Genomic DNA, 24,811 nt, shown 5'->3' with positions numbered 1-24,811 from the left:
TATTCAAGGACTTAGCTCGCGCTAGGTCTTTTTTCTTTGGGCGTCTGTGCCAGATTTGTGTCAATGAGCGCGGACGTCGCACCCCACAGAGTTCCAAGGCGCTCGGCATAGGGGGCCAGGTGATCCGCCGCCAGGTGCGCATAGCGCCGCACCATTTCGGCACTCTCCCAGCCGCCCATCTCCTGCAAGGCAAACAGCGGCGTGCCACTTTGCACGTGCCAGCTCGCCCAGGTGTGGCGCAAGTCATGCCATCGGAAATCCTCGATGCCCGCACGCTTGAGCGCGGCATACCAAGCTTTGGTGCTGACCTGGACAATGGGCTTGCCGTGGTAGCTGAACACATGCGTTGCATGCACGCCCGCGTTCTTGCGAATAACTCCTAGCGCCTCGCTGTTCAGAGGCACAGGAATGGCTCGCCTAGCCTTCGCCTGGTCTGCATGGATCCAAGCAACGCGCCGCTCCATGTCGATTTGCGACCACTCTAGGCCACTCACGTTGGAGGCGCGTAAGCCGGTGGCTAGGGAGAACGCTGCCATGTCGGCAAGATGAGGCGGCAGCTCGGCCAAGAGCCGCTGCGCCTCGTCCCGTGTCAGGAAGCGAATGCGGCGCGTGGGTTCCTTGAGCATGCGGATCTTGGGGGCCTTTTCGAGCCATTCCCAATCCTGCTCGCACTTGCGCAGAATGGCGCGCAAGACTTCCAACGTTCGGTTCACTGTTGCATTGCTCAAACCCTCGGCCTGGCGTGCTTCGGTCAGACGGTCCACCGCAGCCCGATTGATCGTGTCCAGGGACTTGTCACGCAGAAAGCGATCCATCCACCGCAGCTTGGTCTTATCTTCATCGATGGTGGCCTTGTGCGACTGCTCCTTGAGCCAACGCACGACCGCCTCGTTCCAGGTATGGCGTGGCTTCTCACCTAGCTTCGAGATCCGCCATGCCTCGACTTTCAGCTTGTCGTGGAATTCCTGCGCGAGGGCTTTGGACTCAACCCCAGTAGAGCGGCGTATTCGTTCTCCGTTGGGAACGAGAATGTCGACCCACCAGGTCTTGCCGCGTTTGTAAAGTGGCATCGCTCCAACTCCTTGTTCAGTGCCACTCGCAAGGCTTGCCGAGGCGCGGCATAAAGTCCGCGCAACCAGTCGGCAAGATCGTCATCAATGAACACCCAGGCACGCCCTGCTTTGGCACCAGGAATGAGTCCTACCTTGCTCCTGCGACGCACTTCTTCCGGGTGCATCCTGAGGAACGCAGCGGCTTCAATGAGGCTGAGCGTGCGCATGGTGAGAAATCAGGTGTGCTGTGGACGAAGCAGGGGGTAGGCCGTCGCGGACAAAGTCCAAACGCGAGTACGGTCCAGCGATATTGGGAATGCCATCTACGTAGCGGAAGAGTTCCGTCGCCGTAACTCGGCCTCCGCTAACAGACACCCGCCAGGGCGATTGCATGCAAAGCCCCGAATCTGTTGCGACCAAGCCAACACGTTGGACTCGCACAAAGCGTTCGCCGACTCCCGCGAGATGCTTAAGCCATGTGGGCAAGTTGAACCACCGACGTACCGACTTTGAGAAATCGTCGTGCCCGCCCGAGCCGTGGAGCCTGGCGCCCTTTGGTAGCTGCTCTTCTCCATCGAACTTGCTGATGTATTTGCAGAGGTATCCGACGGCGTTGCGCGCCCATTCGATGCGGGTGTGTCCATGGGGCCACCATCCTTGCTTGTCAGGTTTGGGAAGAGTCAGTCCACGCGGCAGCCAAAGGAGCACGTGGTAGTGGAGAGCGCCGCGCTTCTGCAGCTCGGCAACCCACACATAGCGCAGCGTGTGGCCACGGCGTTCGAGCCAGTGGCGTATGCGCTTGAGGAGTTCCGAAACATCGCGGGGCGAGAACCCATCGACATCTCGGTACGTCAGCGTGAGCATGGCCGGTTTGAAAAGACGGCTTTGCAAGGTGAAATCGAACATGCGCGCCGCAGTGGTGACGGAACGACGCAGCCTCTTCATGCGAGCCTTTCGCTGATCGATCTCTATGGGTTGATAGTCCTGCGTGTCACTTGTTTTAAAGGTGACAAGCCCAGAAGGCACCGCAGCCGCAAGCGCGCCCAGGGGCGCGCAATGCGGCTGCGCTTGTGGTGCTACGGAATCCTGGACGTACGGGGTATTCATATTCCCCCACTATAGAGGGAACTTGATATACCGTCAAGGGGTTTTTACATTCCCTTATTGAATCGTGCGACGCTGCTCTCGATCCAGCTCGAGCTTGTGCTCGCCAGAGACAACCTTCCAAAAATTGGAAACCGCTTGCACTGCCTTAAAGGCAAGCGAACGCTCCGCCTCAGGGCCGACCTCTGGGAACTCCTCGCGGATCTTGATGCCAAGGATCGCCTCATACTTGGCGACGGTCTTCTTGCTGTGGACTAAGTAGAGCACCTTCCAGCCAACGTGCCGCCCAAGGACGCACATGCCAACCGCCGACTCCAACTCGTCAAGTTGGCCCTTGAAATCGTGCATAGCCTTGTCGATGCGCTCAAGCAGGCGCTTGGCTTCTTCGGCCTCAAGAGGTGGCGCGTGACGGCGGGCTTTGGTCATGTGGGAAGCATAGCAGGTGAGGGAAGATAAAAAACCCTCAATCACTGGCTCGGACGCTGGGAAGCAAGGCCACAAAAAAGGGTGGCCCCCATGTGGCATGTAACCACGCTGTTCTGTCACGCCACTTACTGGTTTGTGGGTAATGTTGTTCAGCTACACCGACCATAGCGGGGCGCTCTCACACGCCCTGCGTCTTTCCCGTTGCAGGCGAAATACACCCACCAAGCAACGAACATTACTGAATCAACGACCGTTGACTCCACCTCTACAACAAAGATATACTGAGCGAACGCAATAGAAAAGGAGGCCACATGAGCAACGACCTACTTCAAATAGCAAATCAACGAATCGCCGAACTGCAACAGGAAATTGATGAACTTGAAACCTTTAAACGTACACTGTCCCGCCTAGCTTCGTTTGCCAATCAACGGGATCGCCCTATTTCACCCCTAGCAGCAATGGGTCGCCGATCATCGGGAGAAAGCATCCTGGGAAAGATTGAGCAGCGTCTAGCCGAAACGAATGTGATAACGCAACGTGAAAAAATTGAGCGAGCCGTCTCGGAGATTCTTACCAAGCAAGCCCCGATGACCACGGCACAACTATTGGCTGATCTAGTGAAGCGCGGGATCACTCTTGGCGGGACAGAGCCCGAGAGGAATCTTTCGGTCTACCTGAGCCGATCCAATCATTTTGAAATGCGGCGCAAAGACGGTGGCTGGTTTCTACGAAACAAAGAAAAAACCCCTGAAGGCGGCAACCTTACAGGGGATAGTCTTGTCTAGGGGCGGTCGTTGGTACGACGCGGAGACTTTGGACCTACCGCGCGTCGGTTCGATTCCGATCCGCTCCACCTGTTCGCAGAAGCTTTACAACTTTCTTTTCAGGAGGATGCTATGCCCCCGCCATGACGTAACGCGCTGAGAAAACTCACAATTACGGGTAATGGCGCGACCCGAAACGACAACGATTTTAGGATAGCCTAGGACCGTTGACCCGGCAAGGTCGATGGTCTTTTTTTTTTGGGCAAGGCCCTCGTTTGTTGCTCCTTGCCACCGCACAGAGGATCGCAAACGGATCAAACTTCCATAGCATTGCCATTTTTGAGCCTTGGGTGTTGTGACCTAGAAATACTGCTTGTGACATAGTTGTGCCTTTCTACAGTCGAATTCGGCAACGAGTACCGACCTAACTCATTGAAAATAATTGTCTTTTTTATGCTTGATGCGACTCATAACCCGAAGGTCGCAAGTTCAAATCTTGCCCCCGCAACCAATTGAATCAAGCACTTAGCCCGGACCCACCCTCCGGGCTTTTTGTTGCCCGGCGTTCATGTAGGCGCTGTGTAGGCTTTTTGCGGGAATGGCTGGGCATGTCTGCGGCTGCAGAAACGACAAGCCCGGCCATCGCGACGGGACTTGCTTCGAGCTTCGGTGTGTCGGTGTGGCATCAAGAAAACCCGCTGGGGGGAGCCCCGTGGGGATGGGCCGAGCGCCATGAACCACGCCGGTGATGAAGCCGGGCCGCTCTGCGCCGGCGCCCCCGCCAGGCGCTATGTGAGGCCGCGTGGATGACCATAGGCCAATCATGGGAGCTTCTGCTGGCGAGCAAGAATTAAGTGTTTACCCTATTGTGCAGTGCAACACAATCTGGAGATTCATCATGACTGCATCCCTCGCCAAACCTGCCTCGACATCCAAACCCCGCGCCGCTGTCGCGTCACCTCTGCAGCTTGCGCTTGGCGCTGCGCGGCTGCGCGCAAAGCGGTGATCACGCGCCGCGACGCGCGCCGTCTGCTCGAGCGCGCCGAACGCTACACAAGCTCGCAGCCCGGCTTTGCCGAAGACCTGTGCGCTGCTGCGCTCGCTCACCTTCGCTGAGTTCCTTGAGCGGCGGACCGTCGCTACGGTGCCAGACGTTTCGGCGCCACAGTCGACTGCACGCCCCAGCGCAATCGGCTCCCCGGCCCAATCACGCCAGCTCCCGCAGCCACTTCGCGAGGACTGCGGCAACCAGTTCGTGATCTTCCCGCTGCGGCAGCCCGGACACGGTGACCGCACCCCATAGCAGCCCGCTGCGGCTGCGCAGCGGAAAGCTGCCGCCATGCGACGCGTAATCGCGCAGCGGCAGGCCCATCTTGTCCTGCAGCGTGCTGCCCTCGGCGCCCAGCGCAAGACCCACCGCGTACGAACTGCGCGCCTGCAACTCGACGGTGTTGCGCTTGCGCCGCACCCAGTCGGCGTGGCGGGCGTGGCCCCGGCCATCGACGAGAAGAACACCGTCTTCCCGCCCAGGCGCACCTCGATGGCCAGGGCGGCGCAGCGCTCGAGCGCTGCCTCGCGCAGCAACGAGCCCAGGCGCCAGGCTGCATCCGCGCCGACGGGTTCGCACGCCAGCTCCGTCTCCTGGGCTGCAACCCGATCCAGTTCCTGTTTGACGTCCAATCCATTCCTCGCAATCGCCCGTCTTTCGGGCACGGTCATCACGGTCATGTTTGCACTTTGCTGATGATCCAGGGCGGGCGGCCCCATCCCATCGCCGCGATCGAAATCGCCTTGGCCAACGGCTTTGGGTGATGACGACACCTTCGGCAGTCTCGCCGGCGGCCATGCTAACCACGGCAAGACTCTTTGCCAAATCCCGTGCGGGCAGGATTCGAATGCGTCGAGTGCCTCAATGCATTGCTGCATCCCTGGCCCGGGCTTCGGGCGCAGGATGATGCGAATCCGCTCGCGCTCGATGAGGACTTCGCTCTGCCGCTTGAACCGAAGCGCTTTGGGCAGCGCGCGGCTTGACGGCGACCGTTGGCGCACCATGCAGGCGCGCCGATGCTCCGGCTTGGTGCGAACCTGCTCGCTTCAGCGTGCGCCATCGGCATGCCGACAGGCCATTCTCAGGGGAAGCCGCAGATCTGCGCTGGCATATTTCATGCTTCTACCTCGTCAGGAGGCGCGCTGATGGCGCGCACTGAGGCGGGCTAGGGTTCCGGTTGCGTTTGTATGGCGCGATGTCTGGTCCGAGAGCTTGCCGGCTTTGCGACTGCGGAGCTCCACGGAGGGATAAAAGCCCGGGAGGACGCCCATTGCGGCGCGCCTCCCCTTTGTCCCTTGAAACCCGGAGCCTGCCATGACCCTGTTGCAAACCCTGTTGCGCAAAGTTCTGCCTGCCGCTGGCTTATTGACGCTGGCCTTGCACCCGATTCCCTCGTTTGCCCAGGTGACCTTGGGCGTGTCCGACTGGCCGGGCTGGGTGGCCTGGTACGTGGCGGAGAAGGAGGGCTACTTCAAGAAATACGGCGCTGACGTCAAACTGGTCTGGTTTCCCGACTACATGACCTCGGTCAACGCCTTGTCGGCCGGGCAGATCGACGCCAATTGCCAGGCCTTGATCGACACGCTCTCGCCGGTGGAGAAGAAGGTGCCGGCCAAGGTGATTCTGGTCACCGACAACTCGGCCGGGAATGACGCGCTGATGGTGAGCAACAGCATCAAGACCTTCCCTGAACTCAAGGGCAAGACGGTGGGCGTGGAGATCGGCTCGATCGAGAACTACCTCGCCGCCACCGCGCTGAAAATGCACGGCATGGGCGAGAAGGACGTGAACTTCGTCAATATGTCCACCGGGGATGCAGCGGCGGCGCTCATTGCCGGCAAGGTGCCGGCCGCCGGGGTGTGGAACCCCTGGATTCAGCGCATCCAGCAACACAAGGCAGGCCATCCCCTGTTCACCAGCAAGTCCGCCCCTGGCCTGATTCCAGACGTGGTGTATGCCCGCGACGCCGCGCTGGCCGCGCACCAGAAGGACTTCGTCGGCATGACCAAGGCCTGGTTCGCGGCGGTGAAGTTCATCGAAGCCAACCCAATGAAAGCGGCCGAGATCATGGCGCCTCACGTCGGCCTCAAGCCGCAGGAATACGCCCTCAGCCTGGCCGGCACCAAGCTGTTCGGCGCCAAGCTCAATCTGGAGGCCATGAGCAAGAGCACGGCGCCGGTGTCGCTGTATGTGAGCACGGCCGCCACGGGTGACTTTCTCGTGAGCCAGAAGGCCATCACCGCGACCCCCGATCCGGCCGGCTTCATCGACGCCGGCATCGTGAAAGCCGCGATGAAGCCGTGATGTTGGCAGCCGCCGACCCGCGCCACGGCCTGCTTGAGAACCCCCAGGCCGAGACCATGCCGCAGCCTTACCCCGAGGGAGTTGCGGTCCGTTGGATTGGCGCGGTATTTGCTGACTTGGCTGATGCGGTCCTGGCATTCGCACGAGAGATCAGGCGCATGGCGCCGCTGGAGTCACGATGAGCGCACAACCTCTGGACGCCGGCAGTTCCCTGCCGCTTGCCAAGTCGCAAACACCGCGCACCAGCCGGCGCTGGAGGGATGGCCTGCGCATCCGCGCGGCCATTCCCAACTGGGCCTACGTCGCCTTGTCGGTCAGCGGATTTTTACTGCCGCTCATCGTCTGGCAAGTGGTGGCCGCAAGCGGCTGGGTGGGTTCGCTGTTCCTGCCCTCGCCGCTGGACGTGGTGCACAGCTTCATCGACTGGCTGCGCAACGGCCTGTCGGACGATACCTTCATCAGCATCTACCGCGTGGTCATGGGCTTCTTGCTCGCGGCCATCATCGGAGTGCCGCTGGGCCTTTACATCGGCGCCTACAAATGGTTCGAGGCGCTGCTGCAGCCGGTCAACGACTTCGTGCGCTACATGCCGGCCTCGGCCTTCATCCCGCTGGTGCTGCTGTGGGTGGGCATCGGCGAAGGCTCGAAGATCGCCATCATTTTCATCGGCGTGATTTTCCAGATCATCGTCATGGTGGCCGACGCGGTGCGGCGCGTTCCCGAGAACTATCTGGAAGTGGCCTACACCATGGGCGCGCGCCAGGGCGAGGTGCTGAGCCTGGTGATCTGGCGCGGCATCCTGCCCGAGTTGCTCGACATCCTGCGCATCAACATGGGCTGGGCCTGGACCTATCTGGTGGTGGCCGAGATGGTGGCGGCCAACAGCGGCCTGGGCTTCCAGATCCTGCAAAGCCAGCGCTTCCTCAACACGCCAAAAATCTTTGTCGGCATTTTCATCATCGGGCTCATCGGCCTGCTGTTCGACCTGGCATTCCGCTGGGCCTACCGCCTGGCTTTCCCCTGGAAGCGCGTTTGAGGCGCCGAGGCCATGACGCAATCCGAAGTGCATTTCGAGGCCGTGAGCAAGAGTTTTGCGCGCCGCAAGGAGCAGCCCCTGCTGGTGCTGGACCGCGTGTCGCTGCGCGTCGCACCGGGTGAGTTTCTGGTGCTGGTGGGGGCTTCGGGATGCGGCAAGTCCACCCTGCTGCGCATCCTCGCCGGGCTGGAAAGCTACGACGGCGGCAACGTCATCCTCGACGGCCAGCCCATTCACGGCCCAGGCTCCGACCGCGCCATGGTGTTCCAGCACTACAGCCTCTATCCCTGGCTGACGGTGAAGGACAACATCCGCTTCAGCCGCCAACTGCGGGTGGTGCGCGACAACCTCACCAGCAACGATGTGGAAATCGCCTCCGGCCGCTCCGACGCGCTGCTCCAGCTCATGGGCCTGACGCACGCCGCCGGCTACTACCCCAACCAGCTCTCGGGCGGCATGCAGCAGCGCGTGGCCATCGCCCGCGCGCTGATGAACCGGCCCAAGCTGCTGTTGATGGACGAGCCCTTCGGCGCGCTCGATGCGCAGACGCGCGAGGTCATGCACGACCTCATCCGCCATGTGCATCAGCTCGAAGGCACGACCATCGTCTTCGTCACCCACGACGTGGACGAGGCGCTGTACCTGGGCGACCGCGTGGTGGTCATGGCGCCGCGCCCCGGGCGCATCGACAGCGTGGTGGGCGCTCCCTTCGGCAGGCGGCGCGACCAGGAGCTGAAGGCGACGCCCGAGTTCCTCGCCCTCAAGCGCCAGATCCTGCAGCGCATCCGCGAGACCTCGGGCATGAAGACGGATCTCGATCAGCTCGATCAGCTCAGCAAGCATCTCGAAGCCAGGGCCGAGGGGCGTTCCTCGGCGGACTCGCGCCCCCTCGGAGGGCAGGTGTGAGCACGTCACAAGGAGATTTCGCATGACGCAGAGCGTCAACCCCGTTCCCCCGGAAACCCTGCTCTGGGAGGAGCTTTTGCCGGGCGGCTGCCACTGGTCCGGAACGCTGCGGCGCGGCACGGCCCTGCGCCTCACCGACACTGGTGGTCGCGCCAACCTCGCGGCGCTGTTCTACCGCGTCGACGAAAAGCTCGAGCGCTACAACATGCCCGACACCCTCAAGGCGCAGCACACCGCGATGCTGACGCAGGGGCACGCGCTGTATTCCGACATGGGCCGGGTGATGTGCTCCATCACGGCGGATCTCTGCGGCTGGCACGACACCCTCGGCGGCCTGTCCACCGATGCCGGCATCCAGGCCCGGTACGGAAACACCAGCTACCAGACCCACCGCAACGCGATGCACCGCAGCGCCGAGGACGGCCTGCTGATCGAACTCGGCAAGTATGGCCTGGGGCGCAAGGACCTGGTGCCCAACGTCAACTGGTTCAGCAAGGTCGCGGCCGACGCCGACGGCAGGCTGCACTTCGACACCGCCCACGGACGCGCAGGCGCGTGGCTCGACCTGCGCTTCGACATGGACGTGCTCGCCGTGTTCTCCGCCGCGCCGCACCCGCTGGACCCGCGGCCCGACTATGCGCCCAGCGACATCAACCTCAGCGCATGGCGCTGCGGCCCGGCCGCTGCCGGCGACGTCTGCCGCAACGCCTGCGCCGAGAACCAGCGCGGCTTCTACCGCACCGACCTGCTGGTCCGCTGAACCCGATCCACCCTCCGACTCGCCATGTCCTCCTTCCATCTCGTCGAAAGCCCGCTCGATCCGGGCGCCGCCGCGTACGACCACGTTCTTCCCGCCGGGGAGGGCTGGCTGCACCCCATCCGGGCGGGGCAGACTTTCCGCATCCTCGACCTCGAAGGCAACCAGGCCGTGGACACCTTGTTCTACAGCGCGCACGACGTCACCGAGCGCTACAGCGCCACCGAAACCCTCAAGCAGCAGGGCGCGATCTACCTCACCGCGGGCAGCAAGCTGATGTCCAGCCACGGCCGCGAGATGCTCGCCATCACCGCCGACACCTGCGGCCGCCACGACACCCTGGGCGGCGCCTGCGCGGCCGAGAGCAACGCCGTGCGCTACGCGCTGGACAAGCGGCCCATGCATTCCTGCCGCGACACTTTCCTCAAGTGCCTGTGGCAGTACGACGGCGGGCTGACCAAGCGCGACCTGACCAGCAACATCAACTTCTTCATGAACGTGCCGGTCACGCCAACAGGCGGGCTGCAGTTCGCCGACGGCGTGTCGGCGCCGGGCAAGTACGTGGAGATGCGCGCCGCAATGGACGTGCTGTGCCTCATCTCCAACTGCCCACAGCTCAACAACCCGTGCAACGCCTACAACCCCACGCCCGTGCGCCTGCTGATCTGGAACTGAGGCCGCTCCAATCCCCTGGCGGGACGACCCGGCAGGCTCCTCTGCCCAACGGGACGACCCGCCGCAGCCCAAGATGAAACAGCAGCCCATCTCACCGCGTCGACATGCCTTGCCAGGCGGGCATTGACATGTTCGACGCCGTCCTGATCGCCAACCGCGGCGCCATCGCCTGCCGCATCGTCCGCACCCTCAAGCGCATGGGCATCCGTGCCGTGGCGGTGTATTCCGAGGCCGACCGCGACAGCGCCCACGTGCGCATGGCCGACGCCGCCGTGTGCATCGGCCCGGGCCCGGCGGCGCAGAGCTATCTGAAGGCCGAGGCCATCCTCGACGCGGCGCGGCAGACCGGGGCGCAGGCCATCCATCCCGGCTACGGCTTCCTGTCCGAGAATCCGGACTTCGCCGCGGCCTGCGAGGCCGCCGGCATCGCCTTCATCGGCCCCACGCCGGCGCAGATGCGCGCCTTCGGCCTCAAGCACACGGCGCGCGAACTGGCGCGGCAGAACGGCGTGCCGCTGCTGCCGGGCAGCGGGCTGCTGGCGGACGCCGGCCACGCGCTGGCGGAGGCGCGGCGCATCGGTTTTCCGGTCATGCTCAAGAGCACGGCGGGCGGCGGCGGCATCGGCATGCAGCTGATCTGGAGCGAGAACCAGTTGCACGAAGCCTATGCCCGGGTCGACCGCCTGGCGCGGGCCAACTTCAAGGAGGCCGGCATCTACCTGGAGAAGTACGTGCAGGCTGCGCGCCACATCGAGGTGCAGGTGTTCGGCGACGGCGCCGGGCATGTGGTGCACCTCGGCGAGCGCGACTGCTCGGTGCAGCGCCGCAACCAGAAAGTGATCGAGGAAACCCCGGCGCCCAATCTGCCGGATGCGGTGCGCCAGTCCCTGTGCGACACCGCGCTGCGGTTGATGCGCAGCGTCGACTACCGCAACGCCGGCACGGTGGAATACGTGCTCGACGCCGACACCGGCGCCTTCTACTTCCTCGAGGTCAACACCCGGCTGCAGGTCGAGCATGGCGTGAGCGAGGAGGTCGGCGGGGTGGACCTGGTGGAGTGGATGGTGCGCCAGGCCGCGGGCGAGTCGCCCAGCGCCGGCCATGCGCACGCGCCGCGCGGCCACAGCATCCAGGTGCGGGTGTACGCCGAAGACCCGGCGAAGAACTTCCAGCCCGCCGCCGGCCTGCTCACCGAGGTGGCGTTCCCGCCGGATGTGCGCGTGGAAACCTGGGTCGAGACCGGTTCCGAGGTCAGCGCGTTTTACGACCCCATGCTGGCCAAGCTCATCGTGCATGGCAGCGACCGCGCCGATGCGCTGGCACGCATGCAAGCCGCGCTGGCGAGCACGCGGCTCTACGGCTTCGAGACCAATCTGGGCTATCTGCGGCAGATCGTGGCCGACGCCACCTTCGTGCAGGGGCGCCAGACCACCCGCTATCTCGACGGGCTGCATGCTCTGGCGCGCACGGTGGACGTGCTCGAGCCCGGCGTGCAGACCAGCCTGCAAGACTGGCCGGGACGGCTGGGCTATTGGGACGTGGGCGTGCCGCCCTCCGGCCCGATGGACGCGCTGGCGCACCGCGCCGCGAACCGCCTGCTGGACAACCCGGCGGATGCCGCGACGCTGGAACTCACCCTGGCCGGGCCGACCCTGAGGTTCAACACCGACAGTGTGTTCGCGCTCACCGGCGCCGACATGCCCGCCACGCTGGATGGCCAGCCGGTCGCATTCTGGCGCAGCCATGCGGTACGGGCTGGCCAAGTGCTCAAGCTCGGCAGCGCAGGCGCTGCGGGTTGCCGCGCCTATCTCGCCGTGGCGGGGGGATTCGACGCGCCGCTGTACCTAGGGAGCCGCGCCACCTTCACCCTCGGCCAGTTCGGCGGCCATGCCGGGCGCACGCTGCGCACCGGGGACGTGCTGCACCTGGGCAGCAATCCGCAATCGCAGCCAGGCTGCGAAGCGGCAGCCACAGCGCGCCCGGTGTACGCCCAGCAATGGGACATCGCGGTGCGCTACGGCCCGCACGGCGCGCCGGACTTTTTCACCGACGCCGACGTGGCCATGCTGTTCGCCACCGCCTGGGCGGTGCACTACAACTCCAACCGCACCGGCGTGCGCCTCATCGGCCCCAAGCCCGCGTGGGCGCGTCGCGACGGCGGCGAGGCCGGGCTGCACCCGTCGAACATCCACGACAACGCCTATGCCGTGGGCAGCATCGACTTCACCGGCGACATGCCCATCCTGCTCGGCCCCGACGGCCCCAGCCTGGGCGGCTTCGTCTGCCCCGGCGTGGTGGTCGCCGCCGACCTGTGGAAGCTGGGCCAGCTGCGCCCCGGCAGCACCGTGCGCTTCGTGCCGGTGAGCCTGGACGAAGCCGCCAGGCTGGAAGCCGCGCAGGATGCGGCACTGCGCCTGCTGGATGCGCCCGGCTGCCTCCCTCTCGATCCACCACTGGCCGTCGCCCCGGCGCTGGAGTCGCCCGTCGTCGCGCAAATGCAAGCGCCTGGGGAAACGCACCGCCGCCCGAAGTTTCCCCAACCCCCTTGGGGGTCGACTGCTGCAGGGCAGCAGTCTGGGGGCTCTCCTGATCATCCGGTCGGTGTGGTGTATCGCGTGGCCGGCGACAAGAACCTGCTGGTGGAATACGGCCCGCTGGTGCTCGATCTGGAATTGCGCCTGCGGGTGCATGCGCTGATGCAGTGGATCGAGGCGCAGCACCTGCCCGGCATCATCGACCTCACCCCCGGCATCCGCTCGCTGCAGATTCATTACGACAACCGCGTGCTGCCCTTGCCTGATTTGCTGCAGGCCTTGCAACGCGCCGAGGCCGCCTTGCCACCCGCCGAGGACATGGAGGTGCCCTCGCGCATCGTCCATCTGCCGCTGAGCTGGGACGATCCCGCCACCCGCCTGGCCATCGCGAAGTACATGGCGGGCGTGCGCAAGGACGCGCCGTGGTGCCCGAGCAATATCGAGTTCATCCGCCGCATCAACGGGCTGGAGTCGGTGGACGACGTGCTGCGCACCGTGTTCGAGGCCAGCTATCTGGTGCTGGGCCTGGGCGATGTGTATCTGGGCGCGCCCGTGGCCACGCCGCTCGACCCGCGCCATCGCCTCGTCACCACCAAATACAACCCGGCGCGCACCTGGACGCCGGAAAACGCCGTGGGCATTGGCGGCGCCTACCTGTGCGTCTACGGCATGGAGGGGCCGGGCGGCTACCAGTTCGTCGGCCGCACCCTGCAGATGTGGAACCGCTGGCGCCAGACAGCCGCGTTCACCGATGGCAAGCCCTGGCTGCTGCGCTTTTTCGACCAGGTGCGCTTCTTCCCGGTGAGCACCGAGGAACTGGCCACCATCCGCGCCGACTTCCTGCATGGCCGCTACGAACTCGACATCCGCGAAGACCGCTTCCGCCTGGCCGACTACCGTCGCTTCCTCGCCAACGAGGCCGAGAGCATTGCGGCCTTTCGCGCCAGGCAGCAGCAGGCTTTCGCTGCGGAACGCGAGCATTGGGCGCAAACCGGCCAGGCCGACTGGACTCGCGATGCCGATATCGGAAGCGCCGGCAGCGACAGCGAACTCGACCTGCCCCACGGCACCCGCCCGGTGGCCAGCCATGTCGCGGGCAGTGTGTGGAAGGTGTTTGCCCAACCCGGCCAGGCCGTGCAAGCCGGTGAGGTGTTGTGCATCCTGGAATCGATGAAGATGGAGATCAGCGTGGCTGCGCCGGCCGACGGCGTGGTCGAGCGCCTGCTGTGCCGCGAAGGCGGGGCGGTGAGCGCGGGACAAAACCTGTTGATCTTGACGGAGACCTAAATGCTCGAGAGCCTGACCATCCCCGCGCTGCATGCCGCATATCGCAATGCCGGCCTGACCCCCACCGCCCTGATCGAGGAGCTGCTGGCACGCAACGCGCGCTACCCCGACCACGCCATCTGGATCACACCGCCGGAACGCGAACGCCTGCTGGCCCGCGCCCGCGAGCTGGAGGCGCACGGCATGGACGGCCTGCCCCTGTACGGCGTGCCCTTCGCGATCAAGGACAACATCGACCTGGCCGGCGTGCCCACCACCTGCGCCTGCCCCGACTACGCCTACACGCCGCAGCAGTCGGCCACCGTCGTGCAGCAGTTGCTCGACGCCGGCGCCATCGCCATGGGCAAGACCAATCTCGACCAGTTCGCCACCGGGCTCAACGGCACGCGTTCGCCCTATGGCGCCTGCCGCAACGCCTTCGACCCCGACTACATCTCGGGCGGCTCCAGCTCCGGCTCGGCTGTGGCCGTGGCCCTGGGGCTGGCGAGCTTTTCACTCGGCACCGACACCGCAGGCTCGGGCCGCGTGCCGGCCGCGTTCAACAATCTCATCGGCCTGAAGGCCACCTGCGGCTTGATCTCCACCCACGGTGTGGTCCCCGCCTGCCGCTCGCTCGACGTCGTATCCATTTTCGCCCTGGCTGCCGCCGACGCGCAGCAGGTGTTCGCCGTGGCATTGGGCGAGGACGCGGCGGACGTCTACTCCCGCCCCGCCCAGCCGCACGGCTTCGACTTTGGCCGCGCGGCGCATTTTCGCTTCGGCGTGCCCGCGCGCAAGGACCTGCAGTTCTTCGGCGACGCCGAATCCGAACGCCTGTTCGACGCCTCCGTGGCACGGCTGCAGCGCTTGGGCGGCGAGGCCGTCGAGATCGACTTCGCCCCCTTCATCGACACCGCGCACCTGCTCTACGGCGGCCCCTGGGTGGCCGAGCGCTACCAGGCCATCCGCAGCTTCATCGACGCCCAGCCCGAGGCACTGTTCCCGGTGACGCGCACCATCACCCTGGGCGGCGCCAAGCCGCTCGCCGCCGACGCCTTCGCCGCGCAGTACCGGCTGCGCGGGCTGCAGCGCCTGTGCGCGCCGGTGTGGGACCAGGTGGACTGCATCGTCACGCCAACAGCTGGCACCATCTACACCCGCGCCGAAATGCTGGCCGAGCCCATGGCCCGCAACACCGACTTAGGGCTGTACACCAACTTCATGAACCTGCTGGACTACGCCGCCATTGCCGTGCCCGCAGGCTTCCGCAAGGACGGCCTGCCGCTGGGCATCACCCTGTTCGCTCCGGCCCACCAGGACGTGCCCTTGCTGCACCTGGCCGAGCGCTGGCAGCACGACCGGGGGCTGCCTTGCGGCGCGGTCGAAACCGCAGCGCCGGCCATCGTGGAATTGGCCCCGAGCGCCCCGACCGCGTCTGCCGTGCCCAGCGGCCAGGTGCGCGTCGCCGTGGTCGGCGCCCACCTCAGCGGCCTGCCGCTCAACGGGCAGCTCACCTCGCGCAGCGCGCGGCGCGTGCTTGAAACCCGCACGGCGCCCCACTACAAGCTCTACGCCCTGCCCGACGGCAGACGCCCCGCCCTGATCCGCGTCGCCAGCGGCGGCGCTGCGATTGCCTGCGAAGTGTGGGAGCTACCCGCCTCCAACTTCGGCTCCTTCGTCGCCGGCATCCCGGCGCCTCTTGGCATCGGTAGCCTGCAGCTTGAAGATGGCAGCACGGTGACCGGTTTCATCTGCGAGGGCATCGGCATCGAAGGCGCACGGGACATCACGGCGTTCGGCGGGTGGCGGGCGTATCTCGCGGTGGCGAGCACTGGACGTTCTGCTTCTTGAGATTGCCAGAATGGGCGACAGACTCGAAGCGACGCACAAAGCTCCCCCTCCCGTCCTCCCCCACGGAGTGGGGGAGGTGAGAAAAGCGCTGCGCGAATTTGAGGGATGCCCTCCCGGCCTCCCCCGCGAGGTGGGGGAGGTGCCGGCCCCTCCCCATGCATGGGGAGGGGTGGGGAGTGGTTCGGACGGTCACGGATGTGGGAAACAACCATCATCGTTCTGCCACATCGCTCGGCGGTGCAGGGCCGGCGCCTACGTCGGCCGGAATGGCACCTTGGCGGATCCGGTCCGCATGGCGATGGCCGGGGCGACGGTCATCGCTCGGCACCGAGGCTCAATGATTTAATTGACCGGGAAGCCTCCCACGTAGGCATACACGGGATGGTTGATCATGCCGGCAGGGGCCACGCGTTCGAGATTGACGCGGGCGTCGGCGCGCGGGCCGTCGAACTCGTAGGCGAAGCTTTTGCCGTGGTCCTTGAACTCGATGCTGCGGCCCCATTGCGCGTTGATGGAGTCGGTGCTCGGGGTGATCGCGACGACGCGGCTGGCTGCGGAATCGGGCACCGTGTTGCCAAATAGCCGGGTGGGTATGGCGGCTTGAGCGCTCACGGCGGTGGCGAGGCCGGCAATGGCGAGAAGGGCTGAGAATTTGTTCATGATCAACTCCAGGAAAGTGGGGCCAAGCCCCGGTTGCTGAACGCCGCGGTATCCAAAGCATCGCGGACGACTGCAGTGTTCGCCTGGTGACTTAAATCTAACTTAGGGGAGTATTACGCCGCATGCTGTCAGGGGGTATGCAAACGGCGGCTTTGCTGACTGTTGCAAAACGCGCTACGTCTCCTTGGTTTTGTGGGTGGTCGCGGCGCATCGCTCGCCAGCGCGGGACCGGGCGCTAACCGGAGACAGCCGGACAGGAGGGCTTGAGTCGCGCCCCTTCCAACCAGGGCAGGGTGGAGTGGATGATTTGCCCTTGCCCATGCGCAATGTCACCAAACGAGATTTCAAAATCGGCCAGCTGGCGTAGCTCCTCGTCGTGCGCGGAGCCGTTTTGTACCCGGGTCCAGGCGGCACGAACCTCCTCCGCGCGCATGGCACGCGGACGTACGCGCATGAAACACGACCCCGAGGCCAGCCATAGGACGGGTGCGCGTTCGTCCGGAACGTGGACCATGGCCTGTGTGCCGCTGCCTTGCGGCTCACGCTCCCAGCGTTCGGCGTAATCGGCCTCGATGCCGACTTCGTCGATGGCGTCGCAGGCCGGCGAGAAGGCCATGCTGCCGAAATCGCGCCGGCCCGTGGGGCGGTAGTCCAACTGGCGCAGCCATTCGCAGGTGTCGCCCTGCACCTGGGTGATGCCGGCGAAACCTTCCTGGCGCAGCAGGCCGAGCAGCTCGTCGCGGCTGCAATCGTGCAGGGATGTGCGTCCCTTGCATGGCGGCCGATCGGCGGGAATGCGCAGGTCGGCGTGCCACTGCGCGGTCTGCAGCCACAACACGAGGGTGGTGTCGTCGCGCAGGCCCGGCGCGGTCAGCAGGGTGCGGCGCCACAGGCCCTGGTAGTGCGGGGGGACGGTGTCGGACATCAGTCGTGAAACTCCGGGAAATGGCGCAGGCCCTTCCAGAACGCCAGGTCGTGGTTGGGCCACAGCATGGCCTGCTCGCGCGTGGCAAGGGCCTTGAGCTTGCGGATGCTGGCGATGGCCTGGTGCTCGCGCTCCAGCCAGCAGATGCCGGGGGCGATTTCGTCGCGCAGGTTTTCCTCCAGGTCGGCGGCGTCGCCGCAGAGGATCACGGGGGCGCCGCGCGGCAGTTCGACCCACAGCGACATATGGCCCGCGGTGTGCCCGGGGCTGGAGATCGCGCGCACGCCGGGCAGCAGGTCGTATTCGCCGCGCATGGTTTTCCAGCGGTGATGGCCGGCGAAGTCGTCGGCGAAATAGGCGGGGTCCAGACCGCTGCGCGCGGCTTCCATTTCGTCGTGCTGCACGTGCACCTCGGCGCCGCATACCTCGCACAGGCCGCCGGCGTGGTCGAAGTGCAGGTGGCCGAGGAAGACGAGGTCGATGTCGGCTGCGGTCAGGCCGAGCCGCGCCAGATGGCTGGGCAGGCGCTGGTCCTCGCGCATGTCGGGGGCGCCGAAGGCGAAGGTCTGCGGGGCGTAGTAGCGCTCGCGCAGCCGCGGGTCGGCGATCTTGCCGTAATCGCATCCCACGTCGTAGAGGATGCGCCCCTGCGCGGTCTCGATCAGATAGGCCAGGATGGGGGCTTCGATGATCTCGCCCTGGCCGCGGTTGCGGGTGGAGATGGACTTGTCGTAGCGGTGCGTGGCGGTGAGCAGGGGCCACATGCGCAGTACCTGGGTCATGCGGCCTCCCGGGGCATGGTGTCGATGGCGTCGGCGAGCGCGGCGCTGGCATGCACGCTGCCGAAGATGCCGCCTTCCACCGCCACCATGTCCAGCGCGGCGTGGTGCAGGGCGGGGTAGGCCGAGGCGCAGGCGTCGCCGGCCAGGCGGCAGCGGTAGCCGAGGTCCACCGCGGCGCGCAGGGTGGAGTGGACGCAGACCTCGGTGGTCACGCCGCACAGGATGAGTTCGCCGATGCCCTGCGCGGCGAGGATCTGCTGCAGGTCGGTCTGGTGGAAGGCGCTGTAGCCCGGCTTGTCCACCACGGGCTCGCCGGCCAGCGGCGCGAGTTCGTCGATGATGCCGTGGCCGTGCTCGCCGCGCACCAGCAGCCTGCCCAGCGGACCGGGGGTGCCGATCGGCGCCCCGGCGCGCGCGGCGCGTTCCAGTTTGGCCGATGGGCAATCGGAGAGGTCGGCGCGGTGGCCCTCGCGGGTGTGGATGACGACCATCCCCCGGCGCCTGGCCGCGGCCAGCAGGCGCTGCGCGCCGGGGATCGCCTGGCGCAGCAGGGCTGTGTTCAGCCCGGCGCAGGCCGCATAGCCGCGTGGATCGAGAAAGTCGCGCTGCATGTCGATGACCAGCAGCGCGGTGTCGCGGCGCAGGGCGGGAGGGTGTTGCGCCGCGGACGCCATCTCAGCCTCCGAACTCCGCGCGGATGGCGGCGACCAGGCGTTCGGTCAGTTCCTGCGACATGGCCGCGCCCTTGGCCGCGTCCGCGCCGCGCGCGGACGACAGCACGCCCGACGGCGGCACCCACGCGGGACGCGGCGGGTAGATGTCGTAGGGCGGGAACTGCGCGGGGCCGTCGTCCGGCAGCAGGTCCATGCGCACCAGCTCCGGGTGGTGATGCAGCATCAGCGAGGTCTCGATCACCGCGGCGTGCTCCAGGGCGAAGCCGGGAAAGCCGTGCGGGAACACGTTCGCCAGGGTCTGTTCGGTGAGGAAGTCCCAGTACTCCAGGCGCATGACGCGCAGCGGGCTTCCCGGGCCGAGTTCGCGCAGCGCCAGGTCGATGCCCTCGGTGACGAACCACTGGTTCTCGTAATGCCCGACCACCACCACCAGCTTGCGCACGCCGTGGCGGGCGAATTCGCGGATGACGTCGCGGGTGATCTGGATCAGGCTGGAGGCATCCAGGCTGGTGGTGCCGGGGAAGTGCTGGCCGCCGCCGCACTTGGGCTGGGACTTGTAGCCGTAGCTCAGCGCGGGCGCGACGATGCCGTCGAGGCGCGCCGCGGCGCCGGCTGCCACGGCAGTGGCCAGCAGGGCATCGGTGCCGAGCGGCAAGTGCGGGCCGTGCTGTTCGAGCGCGCCGCAGGGCAGGAACATCACCGGGCTGTCCTCGGCGATGCGGTCCCTGTATGCCATCCAGCTCATGCGGTCCATCATCACGGGGTTCATTCCATCCTCCTTTCGTGGCAAGCGGGCGTATCAATAGCGTTCACAGGCCCTACGCCATCAGCGCCCCGCCGTTGGGGCTGAGGGTCTGGCCGCAGTAATAGCTGGCGTGCGCGGAGGCGAGGAACACGGCGGTGGCGGCGATCTCCTCCGGGCGGCCGACGCGCCCCATCGGCACGTCGGCCTCCTTCGCCGCCCATGCCGCGCTCATCTGCTCGAGTCCCAGCATGGGCGTGTCCACCGGCCCGGGGGCGATGGCGTTGATGCGCACCCTTGGCGCGAACTCGCGCGCCAGCGAGCGCGTCAGCGTGATGACCCCGGCCTTGGCCGCCGTGTACGCGGTGAATCCGGCGCGGCCGAGATAGCCGAGTTCGGACGCCACGTTGATGATGCAGCCGCCGCCGCGGTCCAGCATCGCGGGCAGCGCGGCCTGGCAGCACAGGAACACGGACTTGAGGTCGGTGGCCAGCACCTGGTCCCATTGCGCCTCGCTGATGTCCAGAAAGGGTTTTTCCAGCAGGATGCCGGCGTTGTTGACCAGGATGTCGACGCCGCCGTGGCGCCGCAGGCAGGCGTCCATCATGCCGCGCACCGCGACGCCCTGCGACACGTCGGCCTCCACCGCCCAGGCCGACCCGCCCGCGGCCTCGATCAGCGCCACGGTTTCATCCGCCAGTTCCGCACGGCCGAGGTGATTGACGATGACCGTCGCGCCCGCGTCGGCCATGGCCACGGCCATGGCGCGGCCGATGCCGGTGGCGGCGCCTGTCACCAACGCCGTCCTGCCCGTGAAGTCGTCATCGCGCATCGCGCCTCAGACCGCCGTGAGGAAGGACACGCCCACCGCACCGTAGAAGCCTTCGGCTTTGCCCGCGCCGGCCTTGACCACGCCGTAGTCGTCGCTCAGCACGCGCTTGACGCGGTGGCGATGGAAGCCGCGCAGCAGGGTGATCATGGGCAGAACCTGCGTGTCCTCGTCGGCATACAGCTCGCGGTGCAGCGCCGGGAGCCGGTGCCAGGGCGCCGTGGGTTTCTCGTGGTGGGCGTTGTGATAGCTGAAATTCAGCAGCAGCAGATTGAACCAGGGGTGGCGCACCGAGACCAGGTTGGAATAGGTGTTGTGCTGCTCGTAGTCGTGGTCGCGCACCTTGTCGCCGGGGATGCTGCCGCCGGTGAGGATGGCGAAGGCGTCATAGGTGTGCTGGTAGGCATCGGCGAAGCGCAGCACCGTGATGAACAGCAGGTAGGCGACGAAATACAGCAGCACGGCCTTGGGCGCGGCCCAGGCCAGCGCGGCGAAGAACGCCAGGCGCGCGGCCAGCACGGCCAGGATGCGCTTGCGGCCCGCAGCGCGCTGCGGCTCGATGAAGGGCAGCAGCATGACGTAGGCGCGCATGAGGAATTCGACCGCCGGGATGTAGGCCCATTCCAGTGCCACCACCAGCGTGCGCATCCACGCCGGCGCGGTGCGCAGGAAGCGCTTGTAGTCGAAGGTGATGACGTCGGCGCGGTCGATGTGGTGCCGCATGTGCTTGCGCCGCAGGTCGGCGAACGGTGCGTAGCAGCTGCCGTTGATCCAGCTCATCGCCGTGCCGCCGCGCTGGTTCGCGGCATTGGTCCTGAAGATCGTGCCGTGGGCGAATTCGTGCAGGAAATAGGCCGAGTAGGTCAGCGCATGGGCGAGCAGGAGCACGCCCACCGCGTTGAGCCACCAGGCATCCGCAAGCAGCAGCGCCAGGCCGGCGATGTAGCCGAGGACCGTATAGCCCAAGGCAAGAGCATTGGGGGCGGCGCTGTCGTCGTAGCGAAAGATGGTGCTTGCCATCATGGGTCTCCAGGACTTCGGCTTTGCGGGAGGCGCCGCACCGCATGGCGTGCGCGCGGTGGCTCCTTCTTGGCGTTTACTTGGCGAGTTGCATCACGAACTTGGCATCGAACGTGTCGGCAATGGGCGGCACGGAGGCGATCTGCTTCTTGCCCATCAGCACCTTGCCGATCACCGGCCCGCTGCCGTAGAGGGAAGTGGTCGCGGCGGACTTGGTGAAGGTCTTCACCATGCCGGGCAGGGGAATGTTGAACACGCCGGACATCTGTTCCTTCACGTCCTTCGCGGAAATGCCCATGGCCTTGCCGATGATGGCGTCGGCGTCGTCCGGATGCGACTTCATATACGCCAGACCTTCCAGATAGGCCTGGATCGTGGCTTTGACTTCCTTCGGATGCGACGCGATATAGGCCTTGTTGAACACCAGCACGTCGGTGATCAGGCCCGGCGCGTCCTTGGACGAGAACACCACGTGGAACTTCTTGCCGCCTTCCATCGCCACGATCTGCGACAGGCTGGGCTCATAGGTCACGCCGATCGGAATGCCGCCCGAGGCCATGGCCGCCGGCACCTGCTCGGGGGTCATGCTGACGGATTGAATGTCCTTCTCCCCCATGCCGTTCTTCAACAGCGCATAGGACAGCAGGAAGTCCGAGGGCGACAACGGGTTGTAGCCGATCTTCTGGCCCTTGAACTGGGTGATCTTGGTGATGTCCGTCTTGGCGACGATGGCGTCCGCGCCGTTGGAATAGTCGATCGGCATGACCACCTGGAGGTGCAGGCCCTTGGCGTCCGAGCCGATGACCTGGTCGTAGGTGAGCATGCCGCCCTCGACGGCCTTGCTGGCAATGGCCGATGGGATCAGCGCCGGATCGTTGAAGTTCTGCAGCTTGGCGTCGAGGCCGTAGTGCTTGAAGAAGCCTTTGGCGTCGGCGACGTAGAAGGGGCCGTAGCCGATCCAGACCACGGTGCCGATATTCATGGGCTGCGTGGCCTGGGCGACTTGCACGCCCGAGACGGTGAGGGAGGCGAAAGCGGCAAGGCTTGCAAGGGTGCGCAAGGCGACTCTGCGGACGAACGGCATGGTTGAGGCTCCGGGTGTGAGGGTTGAGGACGGCACGGAAGAAAGCGGTGACGACGCTTTTCTCCCGGGCTTTTATCCCTCCGTGGAGCCTCCAGAGGAGGCCGGGCTGCTCTCGGACCAGGCACTTCGCGAAGAAGCCGGAACCCTAGCGGCCCTGTCAAACGCAAAACAACAATTGGCGATCAACCACCAATTCCGTGCTCCAGCAGCCATGCAAGGAGCGTGCCTGGAGGGGCATCGAACCGCAGCGGGTCTCACACCGGGGGTGGATGGGCACGTGCGGGCGGGCATGACGCCGGCGCCGTCACCTCTTGGTGCGAAAAGCACCGGTTTGGAACATGCCGCCCTGCTTTTGAGCCGCGCCATCCGGCAGCCGTTGACGCGGCGCGCGAATGATGCCGCCGGGTTCGCATGCGCCGGTCAGTCGCGCCTGGCCACCATGTCGATCTCGACGCGCGCGCCCTTGGCCAGACCCGACACACCCACGCAGGTGCGGGCCGGCCGCCGCCCGGGCGGGAAGTAGCTTGCATACGCGCGGTTCATCGCGTCGTAGTCGGCGTCGAAATGCAGGAGAAAAATGCGCACGGAAACCACGTTCGCAAGCGTCAGTCGGCAGCCTTCGAGCACGGTTGCGAGATTCTTCATCACCTGGTGCGTCTGCGCCTCGATGCCCTCGGGGTAGGACGAGTCCAGCGACGTGCCGCTGAATGGCATCTGCCCCGTGACAAAAACCCAGCCGTCGGCTTCGACGGCATGGCTGAACGGTGCCACCGGGTCCGGGGCGCCTGAAATCATGTGGAAGATGGGGGGCATGAGAAGAGTCCGTGGTTGGAGGTGCGCCAGCAGGAGCATGACGCGTTCCCGGATCATAAAAAGACGTGCTGCATTTGCACAAGACAAGCCCGCAATCCACGCCATTGCGCCATCCGCATGCCCGGAAGATGCCGCCATTTCGGGGTGCCGGACAAAGTTGCGGTTTTGGACAAGAGATTGTGCGCTGCAGCGCAAGATTTAAGTCGACGCACTGCCTAGCATCTTTCTCACGCCTTGCACAACGGCTCGTTGTTGATCCGCCGTTCGCCGATCGACATGGTGATGTACGGGGTTGCATCCCCACGGACTTGCCTCTTCACAACCGGAGAATTTGACATGTTGACTGACACGGAATGCCTGGGTACGCAGTGTTCACAAGGTGGAGCGGCCGGCCGCGGCTGGCGCCAATGGCTGTTCGTGGCCCTGTTTGCCACAGTAGCCTGGGCTGCGAGTCCTGGCTCCGCGCATGCTGCCGATCTCGCGAGATCACCGGTTTGCCAATCGCTGCAAGCCCAATATCCGGAGTTCAAAGGAAAAACGCTGGTCGATGCCATCAACCCGCATACGCCGGGCTACGAGGCGCTGGACCCGAAAGACCCGAGCCACTATGTCGGGTTCGATATCGATCTCGCCGAGGCGCTCGGAAGTTGCCTGGGCTTCTCGTTGAAATACACACCCGTCGCATTCGCGGCACTGCTGCCGACGCTGCAAAGCGGCCAGGCCGACCTCGTGATCTCGGACATCTACGCGACGAAGGAGCGCGCCAAAGCCGCCGACTTCATCACTTACTCGAAGGTTTTTGACGGCGTGCTCGTCGCCAAGGGCAATCCGAAGCGCATCACCGGAATCAACCTGTCGATGTGCGGGACGACCGCAGCCGAGAACACCGGGTTCGTCGAGGTGCCATTGGTGCAGAACCTGGCGGAACCCTGCAAGGCCGCCGGCAAGCCGGCGCCACAACTGCAGCTGTACGACAACAACGCCGCCTGCATTCAGGCCATCCTCGCCGGGCGCGCGGATACCTATATCAACGATGTCAACACCGTCGATCAGGCCGTCAAAGCCTATCCGGACAAGCTCAGCAAGGCGGTTGCCGTGACGCTGCCGTATCACATCGGCATCGGCGTGTCGAAGAGCAACCCCAAGCTGAGCGACGCCGTCGTTCTGGCCCTCGGTGAAATTCAGAAATCCGGGGCGCAACTTGCCATGATGAAAAAGTGGGGTCTTGACCAGGGCGCGATCGAGCCGCCAATCGTCATCAGCGACAAGTAAGCAAGGACGGCCGTGGAACTTTTCGTCCACTATTTGACGCTGGGCTACCTGCTCAAAGGCATTGTCCTGACCTTGCAGGTCACGGTGCTGGGGCTCATCGGAGGGCTGCTCGTCGGTCTCGTTCTGGCCGCGATGCAGTTGTCTCGCCAGCGCTGGGTTTCCGCGCTGGCGAGGGCCTACACCGTGATCTTCCGCGGCACGCCGCTGATCCTGCAGATGGTGTTCGTCTATGACGCGCTGCCGCACTTCGGCATCCGGCTCAGTGCGACGGCCTCGGCCGGCATCGC

Annotated in this window: 23 protein-coding genes, 1 tRNA gene, 1 pseudogene and 2 riboswitches; of the genes and pseudogenes, 11 read left to right on the top strand and 14 right to left on the bottom strand. The window is 65.4% G+C overall.

Going from position 1 to position 24,811, the window contains the following annotated elements:
- Positions 1-11 precede the first annotated feature (11 nt).
- The 4 genes from ACYCUK_RS13240 to ACYCUK_RS13225 are packed head-to-tail and all read right to left on the bottom strand — an operon-like array spanning position 12 to position 2,582.
- A complete protein-coding gene (locus ACYCUK_RS13240) occupies positions 12-1,031 on the bottom strand; it encodes a tyrosine-type recombinase/integrase (protein WP_461595201.1) in 1,020 nt (339 codons plus the stop codon).
- Positions 947-1,237: a hypothetical protein gene (locus ACYCUK_RS13235; protein ID WP_461595200.1), complete on the bottom strand. Its 291-nt coding sequence runs from the start codon at positions 1,235-1,237 to the stop codon at positions 947-949. Before ACYCUK_RS13235 ends, ACYCUK_RS13240 begins: the two co-directional genes overlap by 85 nt.
- Before the next feature lie 19 nt (positions 1,238-1,256).
- Complete coding sequence (locus ACYCUK_RS13230; protein ID WP_461595193.1) at positions 1,257-2,159, bottom strand: rolling circle replication-associated protein; 903 nt, start codon at positions 2,157-2,159, stop codon at positions 1,257-1,259.
- A gap of 54 nt (positions 2,160-2,213) precedes the next feature.
- Entirely contained in the window at positions 2,214-2,582 is a 369-nt protein-coding gene (locus ACYCUK_RS13225) for a hypothetical protein (RefSeq protein WP_461595192.1), read from the bottom strand.
- Positions 2,583-2,893: 311 nt separating this feature from the next.
- On the opposite strand from ACYCUK_RS13225, the gene ACYCUK_RS13220 reads away from it, so the two are divergent.
- Positions 2,894-3,367, top strand: a complete 474-nt coding sequence (locus tag ACYCUK_RS13220; protein WP_461595191.1) for a hypothetical protein — start codon at positions 2,894-2,896, stop codon at positions 3,365-3,367.
- Positions 3,367-3,435 (top strand) — tRNA-Gln (locus tag ACYCUK_RS13215). The genes ACYCUK_RS13220 and ACYCUK_RS13215 overlap by 1 nt, the downstream gene beginning before the upstream one ends.
- A 1,118-nt stretch (positions 3,436-4,553) precedes the next feature.
- On the opposite strand, the pseudogene ACYCUK_RS13210 reads toward ACYCUK_RS13215, so the two are convergent.
- Positions 4,554-5,026, bottom strand: a pseudogene (locus tag ACYCUK_RS13210) (heme-degrading domain-containing protein).
- 522 nt (positions 5,027-5,548) lie between these two features.
- A riboswitch (guanidine-I (ykkC/yxkD leader) is annotated at positions 5,549-5,658 on the top strand.
- 50 nt (positions 5,659-5,708) lie between these two features.
- Between ACYCUK_RS13210 and ACYCUK_RS13205 the strand changes: the two are divergent.
- The 7 genes from ACYCUK_RS13205 to atzF all read left to right on the top strand — a co-directional run bounded on the left by ACYCUK_RS13205 (position 5,709) and on the right by atzF (position 15,723).
- The gene (locus ACYCUK_RS13205; protein WP_461595190.1) at positions 5,709-6,698 is read left to right on the top strand and encodes an ABC transporter substrate-binding protein; all 990 of its coding nucleotides are present in this window, start codon (positions 5,709-5,711) and stop codon (positions 6,696-6,698) included.
- A gap of 178 nt (positions 6,699-6,876) precedes the next feature.
- Positions 6,877-7,734 (top strand): ABC transporter permease, encoded by an 858-nt coding sequence (locus tag ACYCUK_RS13200; RefSeq protein WP_461595189.1) that lies wholly within the window; start codon positions 6,877-6,879, stop codon positions 7,732-7,734.
- A 12-nt stretch (positions 7,735-7,746) separates the two neighbouring features.
- Complete coding sequence (locus ACYCUK_RS13195; protein WP_461595188.1) at positions 7,747-8,640, top strand: ABC transporter ATP-binding protein; 894 nt, start codon at positions 7,747-7,749, stop codon at positions 8,638-8,640.
- Positions 8,641-8,662: 22 nt separating this feature from the next.
- Positions 8,663-9,400, top strand: a complete 738-nt coding sequence (locus tag ACYCUK_RS13190) for an urea amidolyase associated protein UAAP1 (RefSeq protein WP_461595187.1) — start codon at positions 8,663-8,665, stop codon at positions 9,398-9,400.
- 24 nt (positions 9,401-9,424) lie between these two features.
- Positions 9,425-10,072, top strand: coding sequence for an urea amidolyase associated protein UAAP2 (locus ACYCUK_RS13185; RefSeq protein ID WP_461595186.1), 648 nt, complete (start codon positions 9,425-9,427; stop codon positions 10,070-10,072).
- A gap of 128 nt (positions 10,073-10,200) precedes the next feature.
- Positions 10,201-13,893, top strand: coding sequence for an urea carboxylase (gene uca, locus ACYCUK_RS13180; protein ID WP_461595185.1), 3,693 nt, complete (start codon positions 10,201-10,203; stop codon positions 13,891-13,893).
- A complete protein-coding gene (gene atzF / locus ACYCUK_RS13175; protein WP_461595184.1) occupies positions 13,894-15,723 on the top strand; it encodes an allophanate hydrolase in 1,830 nt (609 codons plus the stop codon). It begins immediately after the preceding gene.
- A gap of 342 nt (positions 15,724-16,065) precedes the next feature.
- Here the strand turns inward: atzF and ACYCUK_RS13170 are convergent, their stop codons facing one another.
- From ACYCUK_RS13170 to ACYCUK_RS13130, 9 genes are all read right to left on the bottom strand, one after another.
- Complete coding sequence (locus ACYCUK_RS13170; RefSeq protein WP_461595183.1) at positions 16,066-16,383, bottom strand: CzcE family metal-binding protein; 318 nt, start codon at positions 16,381-16,383, stop codon at positions 16,066-16,068.
- A 235-nt stretch (positions 16,384-16,618) separates the two neighbouring features.
- Complete coding sequence (locus ACYCUK_RS13165) at positions 16,619-17,308, bottom strand: hypothetical protein (protein ID WP_461595182.1); 690 nt, start codon at positions 17,306-17,308, stop codon at positions 16,619-16,621.
- A complete protein-coding gene (locus ACYCUK_RS13160) occupies positions 17,308-18,090 on the bottom strand; it encodes an N-acyl homoserine lactonase family protein (RefSeq protein WP_461595181.1) in 783 nt (260 codons plus the stop codon). Before ACYCUK_RS13160 ends, ACYCUK_RS13165 begins: the two co-directional genes overlap by 1 nt.
- Positions 18,087-18,764: a cysteine hydrolase family protein gene (locus ACYCUK_RS13155; protein WP_461595180.1), complete on the bottom strand. Its 678-nt coding sequence runs from the start codon at positions 18,762-18,764 to the stop codon at positions 18,087-18,089. Before ACYCUK_RS13155 ends, ACYCUK_RS13160 begins: the two co-directional genes overlap by 4 nt.
- Before the next feature lies 1 nt (position 18,765).
- The gene (locus ACYCUK_RS13150; RefSeq protein WP_461595179.1) at positions 18,766-19,509 is read right to left on the bottom strand and encodes a creatininase; all 744 of its coding nucleotides are present in this window, start codon (positions 19,507-19,509) and stop codon (positions 18,766-18,768) included.
- Between the two features lie 73 nt (positions 19,510-19,582).
- Positions 19,583-20,338 (bottom strand): SDR family NAD(P)-dependent oxidoreductase, encoded by a 756-nt coding sequence (locus tag ACYCUK_RS13145; RefSeq protein ID WP_461595178.1) that lies wholly within the window; start codon positions 20,336-20,338, stop codon positions 19,583-19,585.
- Positions 20,339-20,344: 6 nt separating this feature from the next.
- Entirely contained in the window at positions 20,345-21,355 is a 1,011-nt protein-coding gene (locus ACYCUK_RS13140; RefSeq protein WP_461595177.1) for a fatty acid desaturase family protein, read from the bottom strand.
- 76 nt (positions 21,356-21,431) lie between these two features.
- Positions 21,432-22,439: an ABC transporter substrate-binding protein gene (locus tag ACYCUK_RS13135; protein ID WP_112484496.1), complete on the bottom strand. Its 1,008-nt coding sequence runs from the start codon at positions 22,437-22,439 to the stop codon at positions 21,432-21,434.
- Between the two features lie 59 nt (positions 22,440-22,498).
- Positions 22,499-22,599, bottom strand: a riboswitch (guanidine-I (ykkC/yxkD leader).
- Positions 22,600-22,859: 260 nt separating this feature from the next.
- Positions 22,860-23,252, bottom strand: a complete 393-nt coding sequence (locus tag ACYCUK_RS13130; RefSeq protein ID WP_461595176.1) for a RidA family protein — start codon at positions 23,250-23,252, stop codon at positions 22,860-22,862.
- A 234-nt stretch (positions 23,253-23,486) separates the two neighbouring features.
- On the opposite strand from ACYCUK_RS13130, the gene ACYCUK_RS13125 reads away from it, so the two are divergent.
- Together ACYCUK_RS13125 and ACYCUK_RS13120 are read left to right on the top strand one after the other, a co-directional pair.
- Complete coding sequence (locus ACYCUK_RS13125; protein ID WP_461595175.1) at positions 23,487-24,524, top strand: ABC transporter substrate-binding protein; 1,038 nt, start codon at positions 23,487-23,489, stop codon at positions 24,522-24,524.
- Positions 24,525-24,536: 12 nt separating this feature from the next.
- Positions 24,537-24,811: ABC transporter permease subunit (locus ACYCUK_RS13120; protein ID WP_461595174.1), on the top strand; the 275-nt coding region annotated here is incomplete at its 3' end.

Source organism: Thiomonas sp., assembly GCF_054608695.1.
This window is presented reverse-complemented; position numbering and strand designations above follow the sequence as displayed.